Source organism: Pseudochelatococcus lubricantis (genome assembly GCF_042432495.1).
In the GTDB taxonomy this organism is placed as follows: domain Bacteria; phylum Pseudomonadota; class Alphaproteobacteria; order Rhizobiales; family Beijerinckiaceae; genus Pseudochelatococcus; species Pseudochelatococcus lubricantis.
In genome coordinates, this window is sequence record NZ_JBHLXC010000002.1 from 1,475,516 (window position 1) to 1,494,248 (window position 18,733).

An 18,733-nucleotide genomic window follows, 5' to 3' on the forward strand; every position below is an offset into this window, starting at 1 on the left:
GCGGCCCGGCATCGCCTGCAGTTCCTCGACGAGAAAATCCAGAAACGCGCGCAGCGACGGTGGCGAATGTCGCCGGCCTGGCGTGGCTGGCGCTGATCGGCGCGGCGCTGACCTATATCCTCTGGTTCCGGGACGTGACACGGCTGTGCTGCTCGGATGTATGGTCCTGCGCCAGACATTGACGGCGCCGCAGATCGCCGGTGTCGCGATCGTGATGGCCAGCCTCTAGCCAGCGTTTCCAGCGCATGGCGGCGTCGGCCGCCGCAGCGCCCCTGCCACGTTCCGCGCCCTCGACGAACCCGCGCGGGATCGAATAGTCTGATCCGATTGCGGCCGAGACGATTCGTTTGCCTTTCGGCCGCGCGAGCGGAATAACGTTGAGTCATGAGCTTTTACGCCGATCTGCACGTCCACTCGAAGTACTCCCGCGCCACGAGCCGGGATCTCGACCTCGAACATCTGGCCTGGTGGGCGGCACGCAAGGGCATCGCCGTGGTCGGCACCGGCGATTGCGTGCATCCGGCATGGCTAGCCGAAATCCGGGACAAGCTGGTGCCGGTCGACGGCGGCCTTTTCCGCCTGCGGCCGGAGATCGAGAAGGCGGTGTGGGAGACCCTGCCGCCCGCCTGCCGGCAGCCGGTGTCCTTCATGCTGTCCACCGAAATCTCGACGATCTACAAGAAGGGCGACAAGACCCGCAAGGTCCATCACCTGATCTATGCCGCGGATCTGGATGCAGCCGACCGGCTGGCGGCGAGCCTCGCGCGTATCGGCAACATCGCGTCGGACGGGCGGCCGATCCTCGGGCTCGATTCGCGCAACCTGCTGGAGATCGCGCTGGAATCGGGCCCGGATTCCTATTTCGTCCCGGCCCATATCTGGACGCCGTGGTTCGCCGCGCTCGGCTCGCAGTCCGGCTTCGATTCCATCGAAGAATGTTATGGCGACCTCGCCGGTCACATTTTCGCGGTGGAGACCGGCCTGTCGTCCGACCCGGCGATGAACTGGCGCATCTCCTTCCTCGACCGTTACCGCCTCGTCTCCAATTCGGACGCGCACTCTCCCGGTAAGCTCGGCCGCGAGGCGACGCGCTTCTCCTGCGAGGCCGACTACTTCGCCATCCGCCGCGCGCTGGAAACCGGCGAGGGCTACGGTGGCACGGTCGAATTCTTCCCCGAGGAAGGCAAGTACCACATGGACGGCCACCGGGCTTGCGAGGTCCGGCTCAATCCGAAGGAAACGCTGGCGCTCGGCGGCATCTGCCCCGTCTGCGGCCGTCCGGTCACCGTCGGCGTGGCCCACCGTATCGAGATGCTGGCCGACCGCAGCGAGGCGGAGGCAGTGCCGCCCGAGACGGCTGGCGAGGTGTCGAGCCTCGTCCCGCTGCCGGAGATCCTGTCCGAGATCGCGGGGAGCGGCGTCGCCTCCAAGACCGTGGCGGGCGCCTGGGACCGCGCCACCGCCGCGCTCGGCCCGGAACTGTCCGTGCTCGGCGAAACGCCGGTCGAGGATATCGCCAGGGTCCATCCGCTGATGGGCGAGGCCATCGCCCGGCTCCGGCGCGGCGCGGTGATCCGGCAGGCGGGCTACGACGGCGAATACGGCGTCATCCGGCTGTTCGAGGAAGGTGAGCTTGACCGCCTGTCCAGAGGCGAATTGCTGTTCGACACGCCGCTCGCCCGCCGCGCCGGACAGCCGAAACGGCGGGCGAAGGCCGCCGCGCCCGCCAAGGCGCCCGCGCCTGTGGCGGAGCCCGCCTCACCCACGCCGTCCGGCCGCGCGGGCCTGCTGGCCGGCCTCGACGCCGATCAGGCGTGCGCGGCGGAGGCGACGGGCGTGCCGCTGATGGTGATCGCCGGCCCGGGCTCGGGCAAGACGCGGATGCTGACCCACAGGATCGCTCATCTCGTGCGCGAGTGCGGCGTGCCGGCCACTGCCTGCCTCGCCGTCACCTTCACCCGCAAGGCGACGGAGGAGTTGCGCGCGCGACTTGCGGCCCTGCTCGGGCAGGAAGCGCGGCAGGTGGCCGTGCACAGCTTCCATTCGCTGGGGCTCGCGATCCTGCGTGCTCACGCTGCCCGGGCAGGCCTCGCGCCGGACTTCGGCATCGCCGCCGAGGCGGAGAGGAAGGCCGCGCTGGCGCAGGCGCTCGGCGTCAGCGAGAGCCGGGCCGGCCGGTTCCTCAAGGCGGTTTCGCTGCTGAAGCGGACGGCAGCAACGGGCACGGACGAGGAAGAAAATGCGCGCGCCGCCCTTCGGCGGATAGCCCGCGAGCAGAACCGGCTCGATTTCGACGATCTCGTGGTGCAGGCGGCCGATCTGCTCGAAACCCACCCGGACATCGCCGCCCTCTGGCGGGAGCGTTTTTCCCATGTCTTGGCCGACGAGTTCCAGGATATCGACGAGCAGCAATACCGCCTGCTGCGGCTGATCGGGGAAGACGGGGGCGATCTTTGCGTCATCGGCGATCCCGATCAGGCGATCTACGGCTTTCGCGGTGCCGATGCCGCCTGTTTCGCCCGTTTCGGGCAAGATTTTCCATCCGCCCGCACCCTGCGGCTCGCGAACAACTACCGCTCGACCGGCACCATCGCGACCGCTGCCGCCCGGTTCATCGGTGCGCCGGTGGCGGGCATCGTCCGGCCCATGCAGGAGCCGATCGCGCTCCACGTCGCCGCTACCGAGGCGGCGGAGGCGGAGTTCGTCGCCGCCACCATCGAGGATTTGCTCGGCGGGCACGACATGCTCGCCGCCAACCGCGGCGCGCGCGCGGGCGCCGCCGACAGGCCGCTGGGCTTCGCGGACTGCGCCGTGCTCTATCGCACCGATGCGCAGGCGGCGGCACTGCGGGCCGCTTTCGACCGTGCCGGCATTCCCTTCCGGAAAAGCTCTCCCGCCCCCATCCAGGACCATCCGGGCGTGGTGGCAATCCTTGAAGCACTGGAAGACGTGGCTGCAGGTCCGGACCTGTCGGCACGCATCGCGGCGGCGGCCGAGACGGCGCGCAAGCAGGGAAAGGCCGACGCGCCGGCGCTCGCCGAAGCCAGGGGTTGGCTCGCCGCTCTCGCCGCCTCGGATGCCGTCGCCGGCGATGCCGGCCGGCTTGCTGAAGAAATCGCCCTGTCGACGGAGGCCGATTTCCGTGACGCGCGGGCCGACCGCGTCTCCCTGCTCACCATGCATGCGGCGAAGGGGCTGGAGTTCGCCGTTGTCTTCGTGATCGGCATGGAAGCGGGCCTTGTACCGTTCTCGTGGGGGCCGGAGGATGACGAGGTGACGGAAGCCGAGGAACGGCGCCTGTTCTACGTCGCCATGACGCGCGCCCGGGACAGGCTTTTCCTCACGCGCGCCGCGGAACGCTTCTGGCGGGGCGAGACGCGCCTGCGGGCGCCCTCGCCCTTCCTCGGCGCGATCGACACCGCGTTGACGACTAGCACCGGCACTCACGGCCGCAAGAGGCGGCAGGCGAAACAGCTCAGCCTGTTCTGACACCGCCTCGCCCGTCACGGGTGTTGCCATGGCTTCAGCGTATCTGTTTCCGTTGCAAAACGGGCCGATGCCGGTCATGCTTGCGCAGATGACAGCTTATCCGGAGGCTTGGCATGTTTTTCCGTCGGCTTGCCGTCGCTCTTGCCGCGATCCTCACCTGCGCCTCCGCCCGGGCGGACGCGACGGCGGAAATCAGGCAACGGCTCGAACAATGGACCGCCGATTTCAACGCCGGCCGCAAAGCCGAGGCCTGCGACCTGTTCTCGAAATCGCTCATTTCCGATTTTCGCGGACAGGGCGAAGCCGGCTATGAGGCGCGCTGCGCCATCATCTCGCGCGCGCTCGACGACAGCAGCCGGAAACTGCACTACGCGGCGGACATCAAGGAGATCATCGTCGAAGGCGCCCTCGCGGTCGTGCGGCTGACGTGGACGCTGAAGGTGACGCCGGGCGACGCCATCAGCATCGAGCCGGGCCTCGATGTCTTCCGCCGGGAGGACGACGGCCAATGGCGCATCATCCGCTATATGGCCTATACCGAGGATTGACGAGGCCCGGTCAGGCCGCGTCGTCCAGCCCGATGTCGACGGCGGGCGCGGACTGGAATGGGCGGCTGGTGGAGATGAAGTCGACGCCCGTTTCCGCCACGGCGGCAATCGTATCGAGACGGATGCCGCCCGAGGCTTCGAGCTTCGCGCGGCCCGCGACATGACGGACGGCTTCTGCCATGTCCGCGATGCTCATGTTGTCAAGCATGATGACATCCGCCCCCGCCGCCAGTGCTTCCGCGACCTGATCGAGACGGTCGCACTCCACCTCGATCCGCGTCAGGACCGGCGCCCGCTGCCGCGCGATGCGGACGGCGTCGGCAATGCTGCCGCAGACGGCGATGTGGTTGTCCTTCAGCATGATACCGCTGTCGAGCCCGAGGCGGTGGTTCAGGGCGCCTCCGCAACCGGCGGCGTGTTTTTCCAGCATCCGCAGGCCGGGCGTCGTCTTGCGGGTGTCGAGCAGCCGGGCGGGCGTGTGTGCGATGGCGCCGACATACCGCGCCGTCTCCGTCGCGATGCCTGAAAGGCGCTGCACGATGTTGAGCGCCGTGCGCTCGGCCGTCAGCAGCGACTGCGCCGGACCGGAGACGACCGCAAGCGCCGCCCCCTTCCCGACCGCATCACCCTCCGCGACCTGCAGCGCCACTCTGCAGGACGGGTCGTAGCGCGTGAACACCATGGCGGCGACCTCGACGCCGGCGACCGTCATGGGCTCGCGCGCCTTCATGTAGAACGTCGCGGTCGCCTCCGGCGCGATCATGAGCTGCGCCGTCAGATCGACATGGCCGATATCCTCGGCGAGCCACTGGTCGATAAGACGCAGAACGCTGAATTTGTCGTACATGGCCGTCCCTTTACGCCGCCGGCTTCCAGAATCGTCATTGGCCCCGCATCAGAGCATCTCAAGCGGGCGCTTGCGCGATGGCGGCGCGAAAGCGCGGTCGAGGCGCGCGAAGTCCTCGCCGTCGAGCCGCAAGGCAGCCGCGCCATGGTTCTCCCGCATATGGACCGGGCGCGCGGCCTTCGGGATGGCGATGGTCTGCGGGCGGCGCAGCACCCACGCCAGCGCCACCTGATACGGCGTCGCCCCATGTTTCGCGGCGATCTCCGCCAGTGCGCCGCCCTTCGGCAGGCCGCCCTGCTCGATGGGGCTGTAGGCCATCAGCGTTACATCGTGATCCGCCAGCCACGGCAGCAGGTCCCACTCCGGCCCGCGCCGCGTGAGATTGTAGAGCACCTGATTGACCGCGCAGGCATGGCCGCCGGGCGTGTTCCACAGTTCCTCCATGTCGTCGGTATCGAAGTTGCTCACGCCCCAGCGGCGGATCTTGCCCGCCGCGATCAGCGCCTCGAACCCGGCCACGGTCTCTTCCAGCGGCACGCCGCCGCGCCAGTGCAGCAGATAGAGGTCCAGTCGGTCGGTCCGCAGCCGCTTGAGGCTGCGCTCGCAGGCGGCGATCACGCCCGCGCGGCTGGCGTTGTGAGGATAGACCTTGCTGACGAGGAACACGCCGTCGCGCAGCCCCTGCAGCGCTTCACCCAGAAAGGTCTCGCAGGCGCCGTCGCCGTACATCTCGGCGGTGTCGACCAGCGTCATGCCAAGTTCGACGCCGAGCCGCACCGATTCGGCTTCCTCCCGCGATGCGCCGGGCCGTTCGCCCATCATCCACGTGCCGATGCCGAGCGCCGGAACCGCCTCGCCGCCGGGAAGAACCACCTGATTGCCCATTATTCACCTCCCGATGCCGTTACAATGCGAATGCCATTGCCGCGCGGCGCGCGCAAGCGTGCTATTGATGGCTGCATCGTTTCCGAACCACCCGTTTCGCGCAAGAGCATGTCGACCCAGACCCCTTCCCGGCCGGAGGTCCGCCAGCAGACCGATCTCGTCATCGGCCTGAGTGCCGTCATCGTGGCGGTAACCGGCGACGATCCCAAGGTGCTGGTCGTCCGCCACTGCGGCGGCCGGGAGGCGCTGCCCTCCGGCCCGCTGGAACGCGGCCATCGCACGCTGGAAACCGGCCTGAGGAACTGGGTGGAGCGCCAGACGCTTCAGAAGCTCGGCTATGTCGAGCAGCTCTACACCTTCGGCGACCGCGACCGTAGCGAGACGGACGGCGCGAACGCGACGCGCGCGCTGTCCGTCGCCTACCTCGCTCTGGTGCGCGAGGCACGGCCGGCGGGCGACGCCGATGCGGCCTGGCAGAGCTGGTATCGCTACTTCCCTTGGGAGGATTGGCGCGACGGCCGTCCGCCGGTGCTGGACGCGCTGGAGCCGGTCCTGCGTGACTGGGCGGCCGCGGATGTGCGGGCCACCCGCGGCGAGCGGCTCTCGCTCGCATTCGGCTTCGGGGAGCGCGGCGTGTGGGACGAGGAACGCGCGCTCGAACGCTACGAACTGCTCTACGAGGCCGGGCTGGTGGGCGAAGCGCTGCGCGAGCAGAACGCCGGCCGCCCCGCCCCGCTCGCTGGCAGCGTCGAGATGGCCGTCGATCACCGCCGCATGCTGGCGCTGGCCATCGCCCGCCTGCGCGGCAAGATCAAGTATCGGCCCGTTGTGTTCGAGCTGATGCCGCCGAGCTTCACGCTGCTTCAGCTCCAGCGCACGGTCGAGGCACTCGGCGGGGTGCGGCTGCACAAGCAGAATTTCCGCCGGCTGGTGGAGCAGCAGCGTCTCGTGGAGGAAACAGGCGAGGCCACAGGCGAGACCGGCGGACGCCCCGCCCGCCTCGTGCGCTTCCGCCGCGAGGTGCTGCTGGAGCGCCCCGCGCCGGGCGTGCGCCTGCCCGTCGCCGGCGGCCGGCGCTGAGGCGATCCTCGTATTGCTTAAAAATATATTTTCCGCGATTTTCATGACATTCAGTTGACAAAGCCTTATGCTCAATTTTAGCATAACGGTCTGTCGGGCAATTCTGCCCGGCGTTTCAAGGGCGCGTTCCGATCGAATGGGATCATTGGATCGCTAAGAATTCGCTCAAAATCAAAGAATTAGAGCATGCCGGCGTTTCCGTGAAACGATCGTATGTTCTGCACCCCTATTATGCTCATTATGAGCACAAGGAAGATGCGATGCTCCACGCCAACTTCGCACCCCGTGAGGAAACAGCCCCCGCCTCCCTTGCCGCCGCGCGCCCGGAGGAAGGCTTTCCGCTGCCGCAACTCTATGCGCGCGTGTCGAAACACCTGTTGCCGGGCGAGTGGCCGGCGGTCGCGCGCGAGGTCGAGGCCATCGAGCGCCTGAAGAAAGAGCGCAACGCCGTCGTGCTCGGCCACAACTATCAGGCGCCCGAGATCTTCAACACGGTGGCGGACATCGTCGGCGACAGCCTCGCGCTCGCCCGCGAGGCCGTGAATGTGGATGCCGACGTCATCGTGCTGGCCGGCGTGCATTTCATGGCCGAAACGGCGAAGCTGCTCAATCCGTCGAAGACCGTGCTGATTCCGGACGACGGTGCCGGCTGCTCTCTCGCCGATTCCATCACCGGCGCGGACATCCGCCTGCTGCGTCAGCGCTATCCCGGCGTGCCGGTCGTCACCTACGTCAACACTTCCGCCGAGGTGAAGGCCGAGAGCGACTATTGCTGCACGTCGGGCAATGCCGTGAAGGTGGTGCGCCACGTCGCGCGTGAGTGGGGCGTCAACCGCATCCTGATGCTGCCGGACGAATATCTGGCGCAGAACGTGCAGAAAGAGGTTCCGGAGATCGAGCTGATCGCCTGGAAAGGCCATTGTGAGGTGCACGAGCGCTTCACCCCGCAGGACATCCGCGACCTGCGCGAGAGCTATCCGGGCATCGTGGTGCTCGCCCATCCGGAATGCCCGCCGGAAGTGGTGGCGGAAGCCGATTTCGCCGGCTCCACGGCCGCGATGGCGGACTATGTCGGCGACCACAAGCCGGGCCGCGTGGTGTTGATCACCGAGTGCTCCATGGCCGACAACGTTTCGGTCCATAACCCGGAAGTGGAGTTCGTGCGGCCCTGCAACCTGTGCCCCCACATGCGGCGCATCACGTTGCCGAAAATCCGCCGCGCGCTGGAGACCATGAGCGTCGCCGTCGAGATCGACGCGCGGGTGGCCGGGCGCGCCCGTGCCGCCGTCGAGCGCATGCTCGCCGTCCGTTGAAGGGGCCGATGTCATGTTGCAGGATTGCATTCTCGTGGTCGGCGCGGGTGTCGCCGGGCTTGCCACGGCGCTACGTCTCGCGCCCCTGCCGGTCACCCTGATCGCCGGCAGCCCCGTCGGCCATGGAGCCGCGACGGCGCTGGCGCAGGGTGGCATCGCCGCTGCCCTCGGAGACGACGACGCGCCCGAATTGCATGCCGCCGACACGCTCGCGGCCGGCGCGGGCCTCGGCGATGCCGCCGTCGCCCGGCGCGTCGCGGAAGCGGCCGACGAGGTCGTCGCGTGGCTCGCCGGGCTCGAAACTCCGTTCGATCGCGATGCGGAAGGCAGGCTGGCGCTCGGCCTCGAAGCCGCCCACGGCCGCCGCCGCATCGTCCACGCGCGTGGGGACAGGACCGGCCTTGCCGTGCTGGAAACGCTGATCCGCGCGGCCCGCGGCGCACCCCACATCATGATCGCCGACGATCTGCGCGCCGTCGCCCTGCTGCGCGATGCGCACGGCCGCATTGCCGGGCTCAGGGCACGTGCGCCTTCGGGCGAAGTCGCCCTTTCCGCCCGCGCCGTGGTGCTTGCCACCGGCGGGCTTGGCGCGCTCTACGGCTCGACCACGAACCCGCCGGGCGCGGTCGGCTCGGGGCTGGCGCTCGCCGCCCGCGCCGGCGCGGTAATGCGCGACATGGAGTTCGTGCAGTTCCATCCCACGGCAATCGCCGTTGGCGCCGATCCGATGCCGCTCGCGACCGAGGCTTTAAGGGGCGAAGGCGCGATCCTGCTGGACGAGCGCGGCAAACGCTTCATGGAAGACGTGCCGGGCCGGGAACTCGCTGCGCGCGACGTGGTGGCGCGCGCCATCTTCAGCGAGATCGCGGCGGGGCGGCAGGTGTTTCTCGATGCCCGCCTGAAGGGCCTCGAAGGCTGCTTCCCCGGCGTCGTGGCGCTCTGCCGCGCCCATGGGCTCGATCCCGCGCGCCAGCCTATCCCGGTGCGCCCGGCCGCACATTACCATATGGGCGGCATCCGGGTGGACGCGGCGGGCCGCAGCACCGTCGCCGGACTCTGGGCCTGCGGCGAGGTGGCATCTACCGGCCTGCATGGCGCCAACCGGCTCGCCAGCAACTCGCTGCTCGAAGCGCTCGTCTTCGCGGGCTGGATCGCGGACGACATACGCGGCAACCTTGCCCTGCCCGGCGCGCCGGAGACGCGCACGGCGCCGCGCGGCACGATGCCCGCGCCTGCCGATATCCGCGCGCTGATGGACGCCGGGGTGGGCGTGGCGCGCGATGCCGCCGGGCTCAGCCATGTCATCCGCCGGCTTCACGATGTCGCGGCGGACGACCGCGCCCTCGTGGCGCTGATGGTCGCGGCCGGTGCCTTCGCGCGCCGGGAAAGCCGCGGCGGGCATTTCCGCGCCGACTGTCCCGCGGCCGATGCCATCGGGCTGCACAGCGAGACAACGCTCGACGCCACCCTGCGTTTCGCCGCGGAATTGTGCGGCGCGCCTCAGTCGCGGCAAGTAGCCTGACAGACAGACGTGGCGCGGCGACCGCCTCAATACCTGAGGCGCGCGTAGAAGGACCGGGCCGAGGCTGCCCGCGCCTCGCCCAGCGTGGTGACGCCCTTTTGGGCCAGCAGCGGCAGCAGCTTCAGGAAGATGGCGGCGGTCGTCAGCGCGTCACCGACGGCCGTGTGGCGGGCGGCGAGGTTGATGCCAAGCCGCGCGGCCGTCGCTTCCAGCCCGTGTTCCGTCTCGTGCGGATGCACGATGGAGGCAAGCAGCAGCGTATCCAGCACCGGCTGCTCGAAGCGCACGCCGCTGACCGCCTCCTTGATTTGCAGGAAGCGCATGTCGAAGGCAACGTTGTGGCCTACGAGCACGGTATCGGCGGCGAAGGCGTGGAACAGCGGCAGCACCTCCGCGATCGGCGGCTTGCCGCGCACCATCTCCGGGCGGATGCCGTGGATCGGGATCGAGGCTTCCGGAATATGCCGGCCGGGGTTGACGAGCTGGTCGAAGCACTCCCCGGCGAGCAGGCGGCCATTGACGATCCGCGTCGCGCCGATCTGGATGATCTCGTCGCCGCCCGCCGGATCGAGCCCGGTGGTTTCGGTATCGAAGACCGTGTAGCTGATCCCGGTGAGCGGCCGCTCGTCGAGCGTGCTGCCTTCGGCGCTCGCCCTGAACAGGTCGAAATCGTAATAGACCGGGCGGCTGTCGGAGGGCGCGAGGGGCGCCTGCGGCGCGCCCGACGCCAACGGCAGCAGGAAGCGCACGAAGCGGTCGCTGCCCTCGCGCTGCCGGCCGAACCACACCTCGCCGCCATGCCGCTCGGCAACGTCGCGCACCGTCAGCGGCAGACGCTCGTCGCCGACCTGCATCGGCTCCGTCTGCCAGCCGGGCGCGGGCTCCGCGCTCTCCCCCCGCCAGAGCAGGTCAAGATGCGCCCGCCCCTCCGCGCGCCGCAGCCGCAGCGCCGGCCTGCCCGCCGCCGCGCCGTGCCGGCCGGCCAGAAAGGCAAGAGCGCTGATGACGGCGAAGCTGTCCACCCGCAGCCACAGCCCGGGCTCGGCGTCGGTTTCGGCCGCGTCCCCCGACGTGGCGGCAATCCGCCGCGCGGCGGCGGCGAGGAGGTCCGCGCCCAGCATGTCCTGCAGCGGCCAGCGGCCCTTCAGGTCCTCGGATGTATCGGCGGCGAGCGCCTCAAGCCGCCGGCCCATCGCCGACACCTCGTCGCGCACGATCGCCTGGAAGCGCGCGCGTTCGTCCTCCGCGAGATCGGGATAGTCCATCAGGTCGAGCGCCGCCTGCATGGCCGCCAGCGACGCGCGGCTCGCCTCGGTGAGCGTCAGCAGCCGGGCGTCGCGGCTCGCGTGCGCGCGCTGCTCCTCGGTGATGTCGTCGACCAGCAGCACGAAGCCGGTCAGCGCGGCGGTGGCGCCTTCGCCCGCCGGGCGCACGCCTGCCATGCCCACCCGCAGCAGGTGGCCGTCGGGAAGCCCGGTCACGAAATGGGCCGGCGCCCCGCCGGCGCCCCGCTGTTCGAGCATCTCGCGCGCATGGGCGATGAGCGCGGGGTCGAGCAGCGCATCGATGGACCGTCCAAGGCCCACGGTGCCCCCGCAGGACGCGAAGAGACGGCTGCTTTGTTGGTTATAAAGCAGGATGCGGCCGTCGAGGTTGCAGACGATCACACCCTGTTCGAGTTCCGCCATCAGCGCCGCGAGCTGGTCGCGCTGATAGGCGACGGCCTCGCTGGCGTCCGCGATCCGCTCGTCCATGTCGCTGCGCAGCGTGCGATGCCGGTCGGCGAGGGTGTTGATAGCCTCGGCCAGAGCCCGCAGGGTCGCGTTGCCCTGAGGCGGAATGGCGGGCGCCTGCGGATCGCCGGCCAGTACGCGCGTCGCGTCCGCGAGCCGGTCTGCGCCAGCCACGAAGATGGCATGCAGGCGGTAGAGGCCGAAGGCCGCAGCGGCCGCGGCCGCGAGCCACCAGATGGCAAGCACGGGCGCCTGTGTCGAGAGCGCGGTGCCGAGGCCGGTCCGTGACTCGGGCGCCGCGCCGGTGAAGAGCAGAAGCAGCGCGACCGCCTCCCACGCCGCCAGCAGCACGCCCGGCGCGAGCAGGGCCAGGAGAAGGCGGCGATCTCCCCTCACGCCAGCATCTCCCGCACCTTTTCCAGCAGTTCGCGCGTCGAGAACGGCTTGGTGACATAGGCATCGGCACCGGCCCCGAGCCCGCGCGCCATGTCGGTCTCGCGGCCCTTGGCGGTCAGCATCAGGATGCGGATATCGCGTATCGCGGGATCGGCGCGCACGGCCTCGCACACCTCGAAGCCGGAATGCACCGGCATGGTGGCGTCGAGCAGCACCAGCGCCGGCCGCTCGCGGCGGATCGCCTCCAGCGCCTCGGCGCCGTCGCGCGCCACCAGCACCCGATGCCCCTCGCGCTTCATCATGAATTCGAGCGATATGACGATGTTCGGCTCGTCGTCGGCGATCAGCACCGTGGCGCTCATTTCTTCTCCCCCTCCGGCGCGGGCGGAAGCGGCAGCCGGAAACCGAAGCACGCTCCTTCGCCCGGCTCCGATTCGAGCCACATTTCTCCCCCCAGATGATTGACGATCCGTCGGCTGATGGGAAGCCCGAGCCCGGTGCCCGGTGGCCGCGTGAGGGCGTCACCGCCCTGGCGGAAACGATCGAAGACATGGGCGCGGTCCGCCGAAGGCACGCCGGGACCGTTGTCACGCACCCGCACTTCCAGACTGTCGCCGGCGATCTTCAACGATACTTCGATCCGTCCCCTCCCTTCCGGAACGAACTTCGCCGCGTTCGACAGCAGGTTCAGCAGCACCTGCGTCAGCCGGTCCGCGTCGGCGCGCACCGGCGGCACAGCTGGCGGCAGATCGAGCGCGATCGCGGTGCCGCGCTCGGCGAACAGCGCCGACATGCCGCCCGTGGTGGAGACGATCAGCGCGCCGAGGTCGACATCGCTGTTATGCCATTCGGCCTGGCCGGATTCGATCTTCGCCATGTCGAGCACCTGGTTTACCAGCCGGCTCAGGCGCTCGCTCTCACCCACCACGATGCGCAGGAATTCGGCGCGCTGGGCCTCGTCCATGTCGGGCGTGTCCAGCATGAGTTCGCTCAGCGCGCGGATGGAGGTCAGCGGCGTGCGCAGTTCGTGCGTGACGGAGGAGATGAAATCGTCCTTCATCTGGTCCAGGCTTTTCAGCTTTTCGTTGGCTGCGCGCAATTCGCTCGCCTCGCCGAGAATGGCGATCACGTCATCGAGGTCGAGCGCTTCCTCCTCGACGACGGAGGCCACCATCACCCGCGCCGAGGCCGAGCCCACGGCACCCGCAAGCTGCCGCTCCACCCGGTCAACGAGTTGCGCGTCCGCCAACGGGCCGGCGCCGTGGCCTGTGGACTGACCTGCCTGCCCGCCTGCGAACAGCAGCCGGCCGCGCTCGTCGCCCAGCACGCGGACGGCCAGCGCTTCAAGGTCCGCGATCCGCGCCCGGCCGCGCCAGAAGACCGGCGCCTCGCCGGCGTCGCCACGCTTCATGATATCGACGAACAGCAGCGCCTGGCTCGTTTCCCGCGCGCCGGGCGCCCGCCACAGCGACAGGCGGACATAGAGGCCGACGTTGGCCAGCAGGCTCCAGAACAGCGCATGGGTGAGATTGTCGAGCCCGGCGAGGCCGAAGAGGCGCTCCGGCGCCAGCATCTCTATCCCCCAAGGCCCGTGCGTGACGAAATCCGCCGAAATCCAGCCCGAGCGAGCGACGGAGGGCAGCATCAGCGTATAGGCCCAGAGCGAAAAGCCGCCGATGAGGCCGCCGAGCGCGCCGAGCCGCGTGCCGCCCTTCCAGTAAATGCCGATGAGCAGCGCCGGGCCGAACTGCGCCACCGCCGCGAAGCTGATGAGGCCGATGCTGACGAGCGCATAGGCATCCCCGGCCATGCGAAAATAGAGATAGCCCAGCAGCAGGATGCCGAGAATCGCGGCCCGGCGGATGTTGAGCAGCAGGCCTGTGAGATCGCGGCCGGAATAGGCCCCGAACCCGCGCCCGCGGAACAGCGCCGGCATGACGAGATCGTTGCAGACCATGGTGGAAACCGCGATCGTCTCGACGATCAGCATACCCGTCGCCGCCGACAGCCCGCCGACATAGACGAACAGCGCCAGTACCCGCGCGCCGTCGGCCAGCGGCAGCGTCAGGACATAGGTTTCGGGATCGACCGTCTCCATGCCGAAAATGAGCCGCCCGCCGATGGCGATGGGCAATACGAATACGTTGATCAGGAACAGATAGGCCGGAAACACCCAGGCGGCGCGCTTCAGATGTCGCTCGTCGACGCACTCCACCACCATCATCTGGAACTGGCGCGGCAGCAGCAGCACGGACAGCATGGCGAGAACGACGAGCGCGAACCATTGCGCATGGCCGAAGCCGCCCTCCCCGGTGCCGCTGCCGAGCCGCGCGAGCGCCCGCAACTCCGGCAGCGCGGCGGCACGCGCCCAGATGTCGGCCGGGCCGTCGAACAGCCCCCAGGTGACGAAGACGCCCACCGCGAGAAAGGCGCCGAGCTTCACCACGGATTCGAAGGCGATGGCCGCCACCATCCCCTCGTGACGCTCGGCGCTGTCCAGATGGCGGGCGCCGAAAAGGATGGTGAACGCGGCGAGCGCCATCGCGACATAGAGCGTGCTGTCCCGCCACCACACCAGCGCGCCGCTGTCGGCGGGCGCCGCCGTCATGATCTGGTAGCCCGTCGCCACGGCCTTCAGCTGCAGCGCGATGTAGGGCACGATGCCCACCACGGTGATCAGCGTCACCAGCGCGGCGAGAAGCGGGCTCTTGCCATAGCGACTGGCGATGAAGTCCGCGATGGAGGTGATGCGGTATGTACGCGCGATGCGGATCATGCGCAGGATGACCACGCCGGCGAGCAGCATCGCGAGCATGGGGCCGAGATAGATGGGCAGAAACCAGATGCCCTCCGCCGCCGCCTCGCCGACACTGCCGAAATAGGTCCACGCCGAGCAATAGACGCCGAGCGACAGCGCATAGACCAACGGGTTGTCGATCACGGAGCGCCCTTCCGCCGCGCGCCGGTTGGCAAGCGCCGCGATCGCGAACAGCAGCAGCAGATAGCCGAAGGAGACGCCGAGGACGAGCGGGGCGGACATGGGCTTCAGCCGGAAGGGGGCGGCCGGCGTGCCGGGCGCGCCTCCGCCACGAAGGCAAGAAGCACGATCAGCAGCGCCCAGATGACGAACATCGCGACCGGCAGCAGCGGCAACCCGGCCACCGTGACGTCGCGATCCCAGATGAGGATCAGCGGAAAATTGAACAGCAGCGCGGCCGCGGCCCAAAGGCCGAGCGAAAATCGCGTGTGTGGCATGCCTCCCTTCACAGCACATCCAGCCTGTAATGCCGCTCCAGCCACTGGCGGAAGCGGCGGACGATGGCGAGCGAATCCTTCAGCGCCTGTTTGTCGAGCGTGCCGAGTTCGTCGAGCCGCACCATCGTATCAGGCGCGCGGCCAGCCGCCATCTGCCGCAGATTGCTCGACAGCTTCATCCCCATCAGGAAATGCAGCGCGTCCGCGAGATCGCGGGCGAAGGGCGTATCGATGCGGCCGTCGGCCTCCAGCGCCGCCAGCCGTGCCACGGTCGCCGTCTCGCCCACCCCGTATTGCAGCGCGAGCGCCCGGACACCGTGAACCAGCGGGAACAGGCCGCGCTTCTTCAGGTCGATCTGCGCGGAGGCACGGCCGCCGAGGCCCGGCAGCCGCGACCACCAGCCCCCGCTCTCGAACTGCTCGATGGCGGCGGCGAAGCGGGCGTAGTAGCCGTCGTCGTTCATCATCAGCTCTCCCACCCGCGTACGCGCCGCGTCGAGCAACGTCGGATCGCCCGCCACCGGCGCCGCATCCAGAAAGATCGCGAGGTTCATCGGCCCTTCCGGATCGGCGCCGTGGATCCATTGGCGGAGCGTCTCGCAGAAGGTGCCGACGTGCTGGCGCCAGAGCGGACGGCTCAGCATGATGCCGCCGGGGCACGGCGGATAGCCCATCGAGATCAGCGCTGCGGTGAATGCCTCCGTCACCGCCTCCAGATCCGGATGGGAAAAGCCGTCGCGCAACAGCAGGGCGTTGTCCTGATCGGTCTTGACGATCTGCTCGCCGCGCCCCTCGCTCCCCATGACGATGAGGCAGCTGTTGGCACGCAGCTCGGCTGGTGCCAGCAACTGCCACAGACGGTCGAAAATCTGGCGGTTCAGCGCGCCCACGAGCCGCGCGATCACCTCAATGCGCACGCCGTCCTCATGCAGCACGGTAATCAGGCTGTCGACCTGCCGCGCGGCGGTTTGCAGCGCGGCGATATCGGGCGCCTGCGCCACCTGCAGGGCGGTGAGCTGCGAATGGCCGGTGATGAAGGCCATCAGATCATACTGGCTGAGCAGCCCGGCGACCTTTTCGCCGTCCATCACGATGACGCGGTGAATTCGGTGGCGCAGCATCAGGATCAGCGCCCGGTAGAGTTCGTCATCGATGGAGACGGAGATCGTCTCGAAGGTCGAGACGGCCCTCACCGGCAGGCTCGCGGGCGGCTCCGGCCGCAGCAGCGCATCGCGCAGGTTGGTGGTGGTGAAGATGCCGAGGCGCTCGCCGTCCCGCACCAGCGCGTCGCCCAGCCCGCGCGCGGACAGCAGGCGGCACAGGCTGACGAGATCGGTGCCGCCATCCACGACAAGAGGCTCGCGGACGCGGGCATCGCCCACCCGTGCTGTCATCAGCGATACCAGCTCCCGCCGTTCGCGCGCGATGCCGATCCGCCCCGTGGAGGGAGGACCGGCATCGTCGCCCGGAGCGGGGCCTCCCGCCGGCGTGTCCGGCGGGAGGAAGCTGTCGTTAGTGAGAGGAGGCTTTCGCGGCACCGATGCCGGTCTCCGAGCGCACCTGCTGCGCCAGGAAGCCATCGCGGTCGATCTGCGCCCGGCGGCTCCTGTCGAGTACCGAGAACAGCCAGATCCCGACGAAGCCGATCGTCATCGAGAACAGCGCCGGCGAGGTATAGGGGAACGGCGCCGAGCCCTTTGCGTAGCCAAGCGTCGCTTCCCACACGGAGGGCGAGAGCACCGTCAGCACCACCGAGGAGATGAGGCCGAGGAAGCCGCCGATCACCGCGCCCCAGGTCGTCGTGTCCTTCCACAGGATCGACAGGAACAGCACCGGGAAGTTCGCCGACGCCGCGATGGCGAAGGCGAGCGACACCATGAAGGCGATGTTCTGCTTCTCGAACGCGATGCCGAGCGCGACCGCCAGGATGCCGAGCGCCACGGTGGTGATGCGTGAGACGCGCAGTTCCGAAGCGCTGTCCGCCTTGCCGTCCTTCAGGATGGTGGAGTAGATGTCGTGCGACACGGCGGACGCGCCCGAGAGCGTGAGCCCGGCCACCACGGCGAGGATGGTTGCGAACGCCACGGCCGAGATGAAGCCGAGGAAGATGTTGCCGCCCACGGCATGCGCCAGATGTACCGCCGCCATGTTGCTGCCGCCGATAAGGCCGCCGCGCGGGTCGAGGAACGACGGGTCCGTCAGCACGAAGGTGATGGCGCCGAAGCCGATGATGAAGGTGAGCAGGTAGAAGTAGCCGATCCACCCCGTGGCCCACATCACCGACTTGCGCGCTTCCTTGGCGCTGGGCACGGTGAAGAAGCGCATCAGGATGTGCGGCAGGCCGGCCGTGCCGAACATCAGCGCCATGCCGAACGAGATGGCCGAGATCGGATCGGTGATGAAGTTACCTGGCGCCATGATCGACAGGCCGCTCTGGCGCGCCTGCTCCGGCGCGGCGCCACCCGCAGAGGCGATTCCCGCCTTCACGTCGACGGCGCTGGCGAAAAGCCGCTCGGGGCTGAAGCCGTAGTTCCACATCACCATGAAGGCCATGAAGCTCGCGCCGCCCAGCAGCAGGCAGGCCTTGATGATCTGCACCCACGTCGTCGCGGTCATGCCGCCGAACAGCACGTAGATCATCATCAGCGCGCCGACGATCACGACCGCGATCCAGTATTCAAGCCCGAACAGCAGCTTGATGAGCTGGCCCGCGCCGACCATCTGCGCGATCAGGTAGAAGGCAACGACGACGAGCGTGCCCGAGGCCGCGAAGATGCGCACCGGCGTCTGCGCGAAGCGGAAGGCGGCGACGTCGGCGAAGGTGAACTTGCCGAGGTTGCGCAGCCGCTCCGCCATCAGGAAGGTGATGACCGGCCAGCCGACGAGGAAGCCGATCGAGTAGATGAGGCCGTCGAAGCCCGAGGCCATCACCGCCGCCGAAATGCCGAGGAACGAGGCGGCGGACATGTAGTCGCCGGCGATGGCAAGGCCGTTCTGGAAACCGGTGATGCCGCCGCCCGCCGTGTAGAAGTCCGCCGCGGACTTGGTGCGCGCGGCCGCCCATTTCGTGATGAAGAGCGTGCCGATCACGAAGACGGCGAACATGATGATCGCCGTCCAGTTAGTCGGCTGCTGCTCGGCTTGGCCGCCGAGGTCGCCGGCGGCGAGCGCGACGGTCGGGGCGGCCAGAAGGGCCGCGCCGCCCAGAGTCCTGAAGAGATTTCTGGCAAGGCTGCTCATTGCAGCACCTCCCGCTTCACCGTTTCGGAAAGAGCATCGAATTCGCCGTTGGCCCGCCGCACATAGACGGCGGTGATGACGATGGTGAAGATGATCACGCCGAAGCCGACCGGGATGCCGAGCGTCGTGACGCCGTCTCCCAGCGGGGTTGCCAGCAAATTCTTGCCGAACGCGATCAACAGGATAAAGCCGTAGTAAACGATCAGGATAGCGATCGTCAGCGTCCAACTGAACCGGGATCGGGTGGCTTTCAGGGACTGATATGTTGGGTTGGCCGCAACGCGCTCGGCCACGGACGTGTCCATCTTGGTTATCCTCCTTAAAACTATTTCAGATTCAAACGAATCCGTGCGGATTGCGGTGTTTCCGCTCCGCTTTTTTATTTGCGCCCGTGGCGGAAAGCTTTCCGCCCCGTACGGTCACTC

General features: G+C 68.6%; 15 protein-coding genes. 6 read left to right on the top strand and 9 right to left on the bottom strand.

Features of this window, described 5'->3' with window-relative positions:
- Positions 1-59: 59 nt before the first annotated feature.
- The 3 genes from ACFFJ7_RS09535 to ACFFJ7_RS09545 all read left to right on the top strand — a co-directional run bounded on the left by ACFFJ7_RS09535 (position 60) and on the right by ACFFJ7_RS09545 (position 4,037).
- Positions 60-182, top strand: a complete 123-nt coding sequence (locus ACFFJ7_RS09535; protein WP_377591956.1) for a hypothetical protein — start codon at positions 60-62, stop codon at positions 180-182.
- A 202-nt stretch (positions 183-384) separates the two neighbouring features.
- Complete coding sequence (locus ACFFJ7_RS09540) at positions 385-3,489, top strand: UvrD-helicase domain-containing protein (protein ID WP_377591957.1); 3,105 nt, start codon at positions 385-387, stop codon at positions 3,487-3,489.
- Between the two features lie 113 nt (positions 3,490-3,602).
- Positions 3,603-4,037: a YybH family protein gene (locus ACFFJ7_RS09545; protein WP_166953207.1), complete on the top strand. Its 435-nt coding sequence runs from the start codon at positions 3,603-3,605 to the stop codon at positions 4,035-4,037.
- Between the two features lie 10 nt (positions 4,038-4,047).
- Here the strand turns inward: ACFFJ7_RS09545 and nadC are convergent, their stop codons facing one another.
- Complete coding sequence (gene nadC / locus ACFFJ7_RS09550; RefSeq protein WP_377591958.1) at positions 4,048-4,884, bottom strand: carboxylating nicotinate-nucleotide diphosphorylase; 837 nt, start codon at positions 4,882-4,884, stop codon at positions 4,048-4,050.
- 48 nt (positions 4,885-4,932) lie between these two features.
- A complete protein-coding gene (locus ACFFJ7_RS09555) occupies positions 4,933-5,769 on the bottom strand; it encodes an aldo/keto reductase (RefSeq protein ID WP_377591959.1) in 837 nt (278 codons plus the stop codon).
- Positions 5,770-5,877: 108 nt separating this feature from the next.
- On the opposite strand from ACFFJ7_RS09555, the gene ACFFJ7_RS09560 reads away from it, so the two are divergent.
- The 3 genes from ACFFJ7_RS09560 to ACFFJ7_RS09570 all read left to right on the top strand — a co-directional run bounded on the left by ACFFJ7_RS09560 (position 5,878) and on the right by ACFFJ7_RS09570 (position 9,684).
- Positions 5,878-6,849: an NUDIX hydrolase gene (locus tag ACFFJ7_RS09560; protein ID WP_377591960.1), complete on the top strand. Its 972-nt coding sequence runs from the start codon at positions 5,878-5,880 to the stop codon at positions 6,847-6,849.
- 260 nt (positions 6,850-7,109) lie between these two features.
- Positions 7,110-8,162: a quinolinate synthase NadA gene (gene nadA / locus ACFFJ7_RS09565; RefSeq protein ID WP_377591961.1), complete on the top strand. Its 1,053-nt coding sequence runs from the start codon at positions 7,110-7,112 to the stop codon at positions 8,160-8,162.
- A 13-nt stretch (positions 8,163-8,175) separates the two neighbouring features.
- Positions 8,176-9,684: an L-aspartate oxidase gene (locus ACFFJ7_RS09570; RefSeq protein ID WP_377591962.1), complete on the top strand. Its 1,509-nt coding sequence runs from the start codon at positions 8,176-8,178 to the stop codon at positions 9,682-9,684.
- Positions 9,685-9,710: 26 nt separating this feature from the next.
- On the opposite strand, the gene ACFFJ7_RS09575 is transcribed toward ACFFJ7_RS09570, so the two are convergent.
- The 7 genes from ACFFJ7_RS09575 to ACFFJ7_RS09605 are packed head-to-tail and all read right to left on the bottom strand — an operon-like array spanning position 9,711 to position 18,613.
- On the bottom strand, positions 9,711-11,813 hold the full coding sequence (locus tag ACFFJ7_RS09575; RefSeq protein ID WP_377591963.1) for a 3'-5' exonuclease: 2,103 nt from the start codon (positions 11,811-11,813) through the stop codon (positions 9,711-9,713).
- On the bottom strand, positions 11,810-12,175 hold the full coding sequence (locus ACFFJ7_RS09580; RefSeq protein WP_166953218.1) for a response regulator transcription factor: 366 nt from the start codon (positions 12,173-12,175) through the stop codon (positions 11,810-11,812). The genes ACFFJ7_RS09575 and ACFFJ7_RS09580 overlap by 4 nt, the downstream gene beginning before the upstream one ends.
- Entirely contained in the window at positions 12,172-14,853 is a 2,682-nt protein-coding gene (locus ACFFJ7_RS09585; protein WP_377591965.1) for an ATP-binding protein, read from the bottom strand. The genes ACFFJ7_RS09580 and ACFFJ7_RS09585 overlap by 4 nt, the downstream gene beginning before the upstream one ends.
- Before the next feature lie 5 nt (positions 14,854-14,858).
- Positions 14,859-15,068 carry a hypothetical protein gene (locus ACFFJ7_RS09590; RefSeq protein ID WP_166953222.1) on the bottom strand — a complete coding sequence of 70 codons (210 nt, stop codon included), beginning with the start codon at positions 15,066-15,068 and terminating at the stop codon, positions 14,859-14,861.
- Positions 15,069-15,076: 8 nt separating this feature from the next.
- Positions 15,077-16,606, bottom strand: a complete 1,530-nt coding sequence (locus tag ACFFJ7_RS09595) for a putative nucleotidyltransferase substrate binding domain-containing protein (RefSeq protein ID WP_377591966.1) — start codon at positions 16,604-16,606, stop codon at positions 15,077-15,079.
- Positions 16,581-18,308 (bottom strand): cation acetate symporter, encoded by a 1,728-nt coding sequence (locus tag ACFFJ7_RS09600; protein WP_166953226.1) that lies wholly within the window; start codon positions 18,306-18,308, stop codon positions 16,581-16,583. The genes ACFFJ7_RS09595 and ACFFJ7_RS09600 overlap by 26 nt, the downstream gene beginning before the upstream one ends.
- Positions 18,305-18,613 carry a DUF485 domain-containing protein gene (locus tag ACFFJ7_RS09605; protein ID WP_166953228.1) on the bottom strand — a complete coding sequence of 103 codons (309 nt, stop codon included), beginning with the start codon at positions 18,611-18,613 and terminating at the stop codon, positions 18,305-18,307. Before ACFFJ7_RS09605 ends, ACFFJ7_RS09600 begins: the two co-directional genes overlap by 4 nt.
- Positions 18,614-18,733 lie beyond the last annotated feature (120 nt).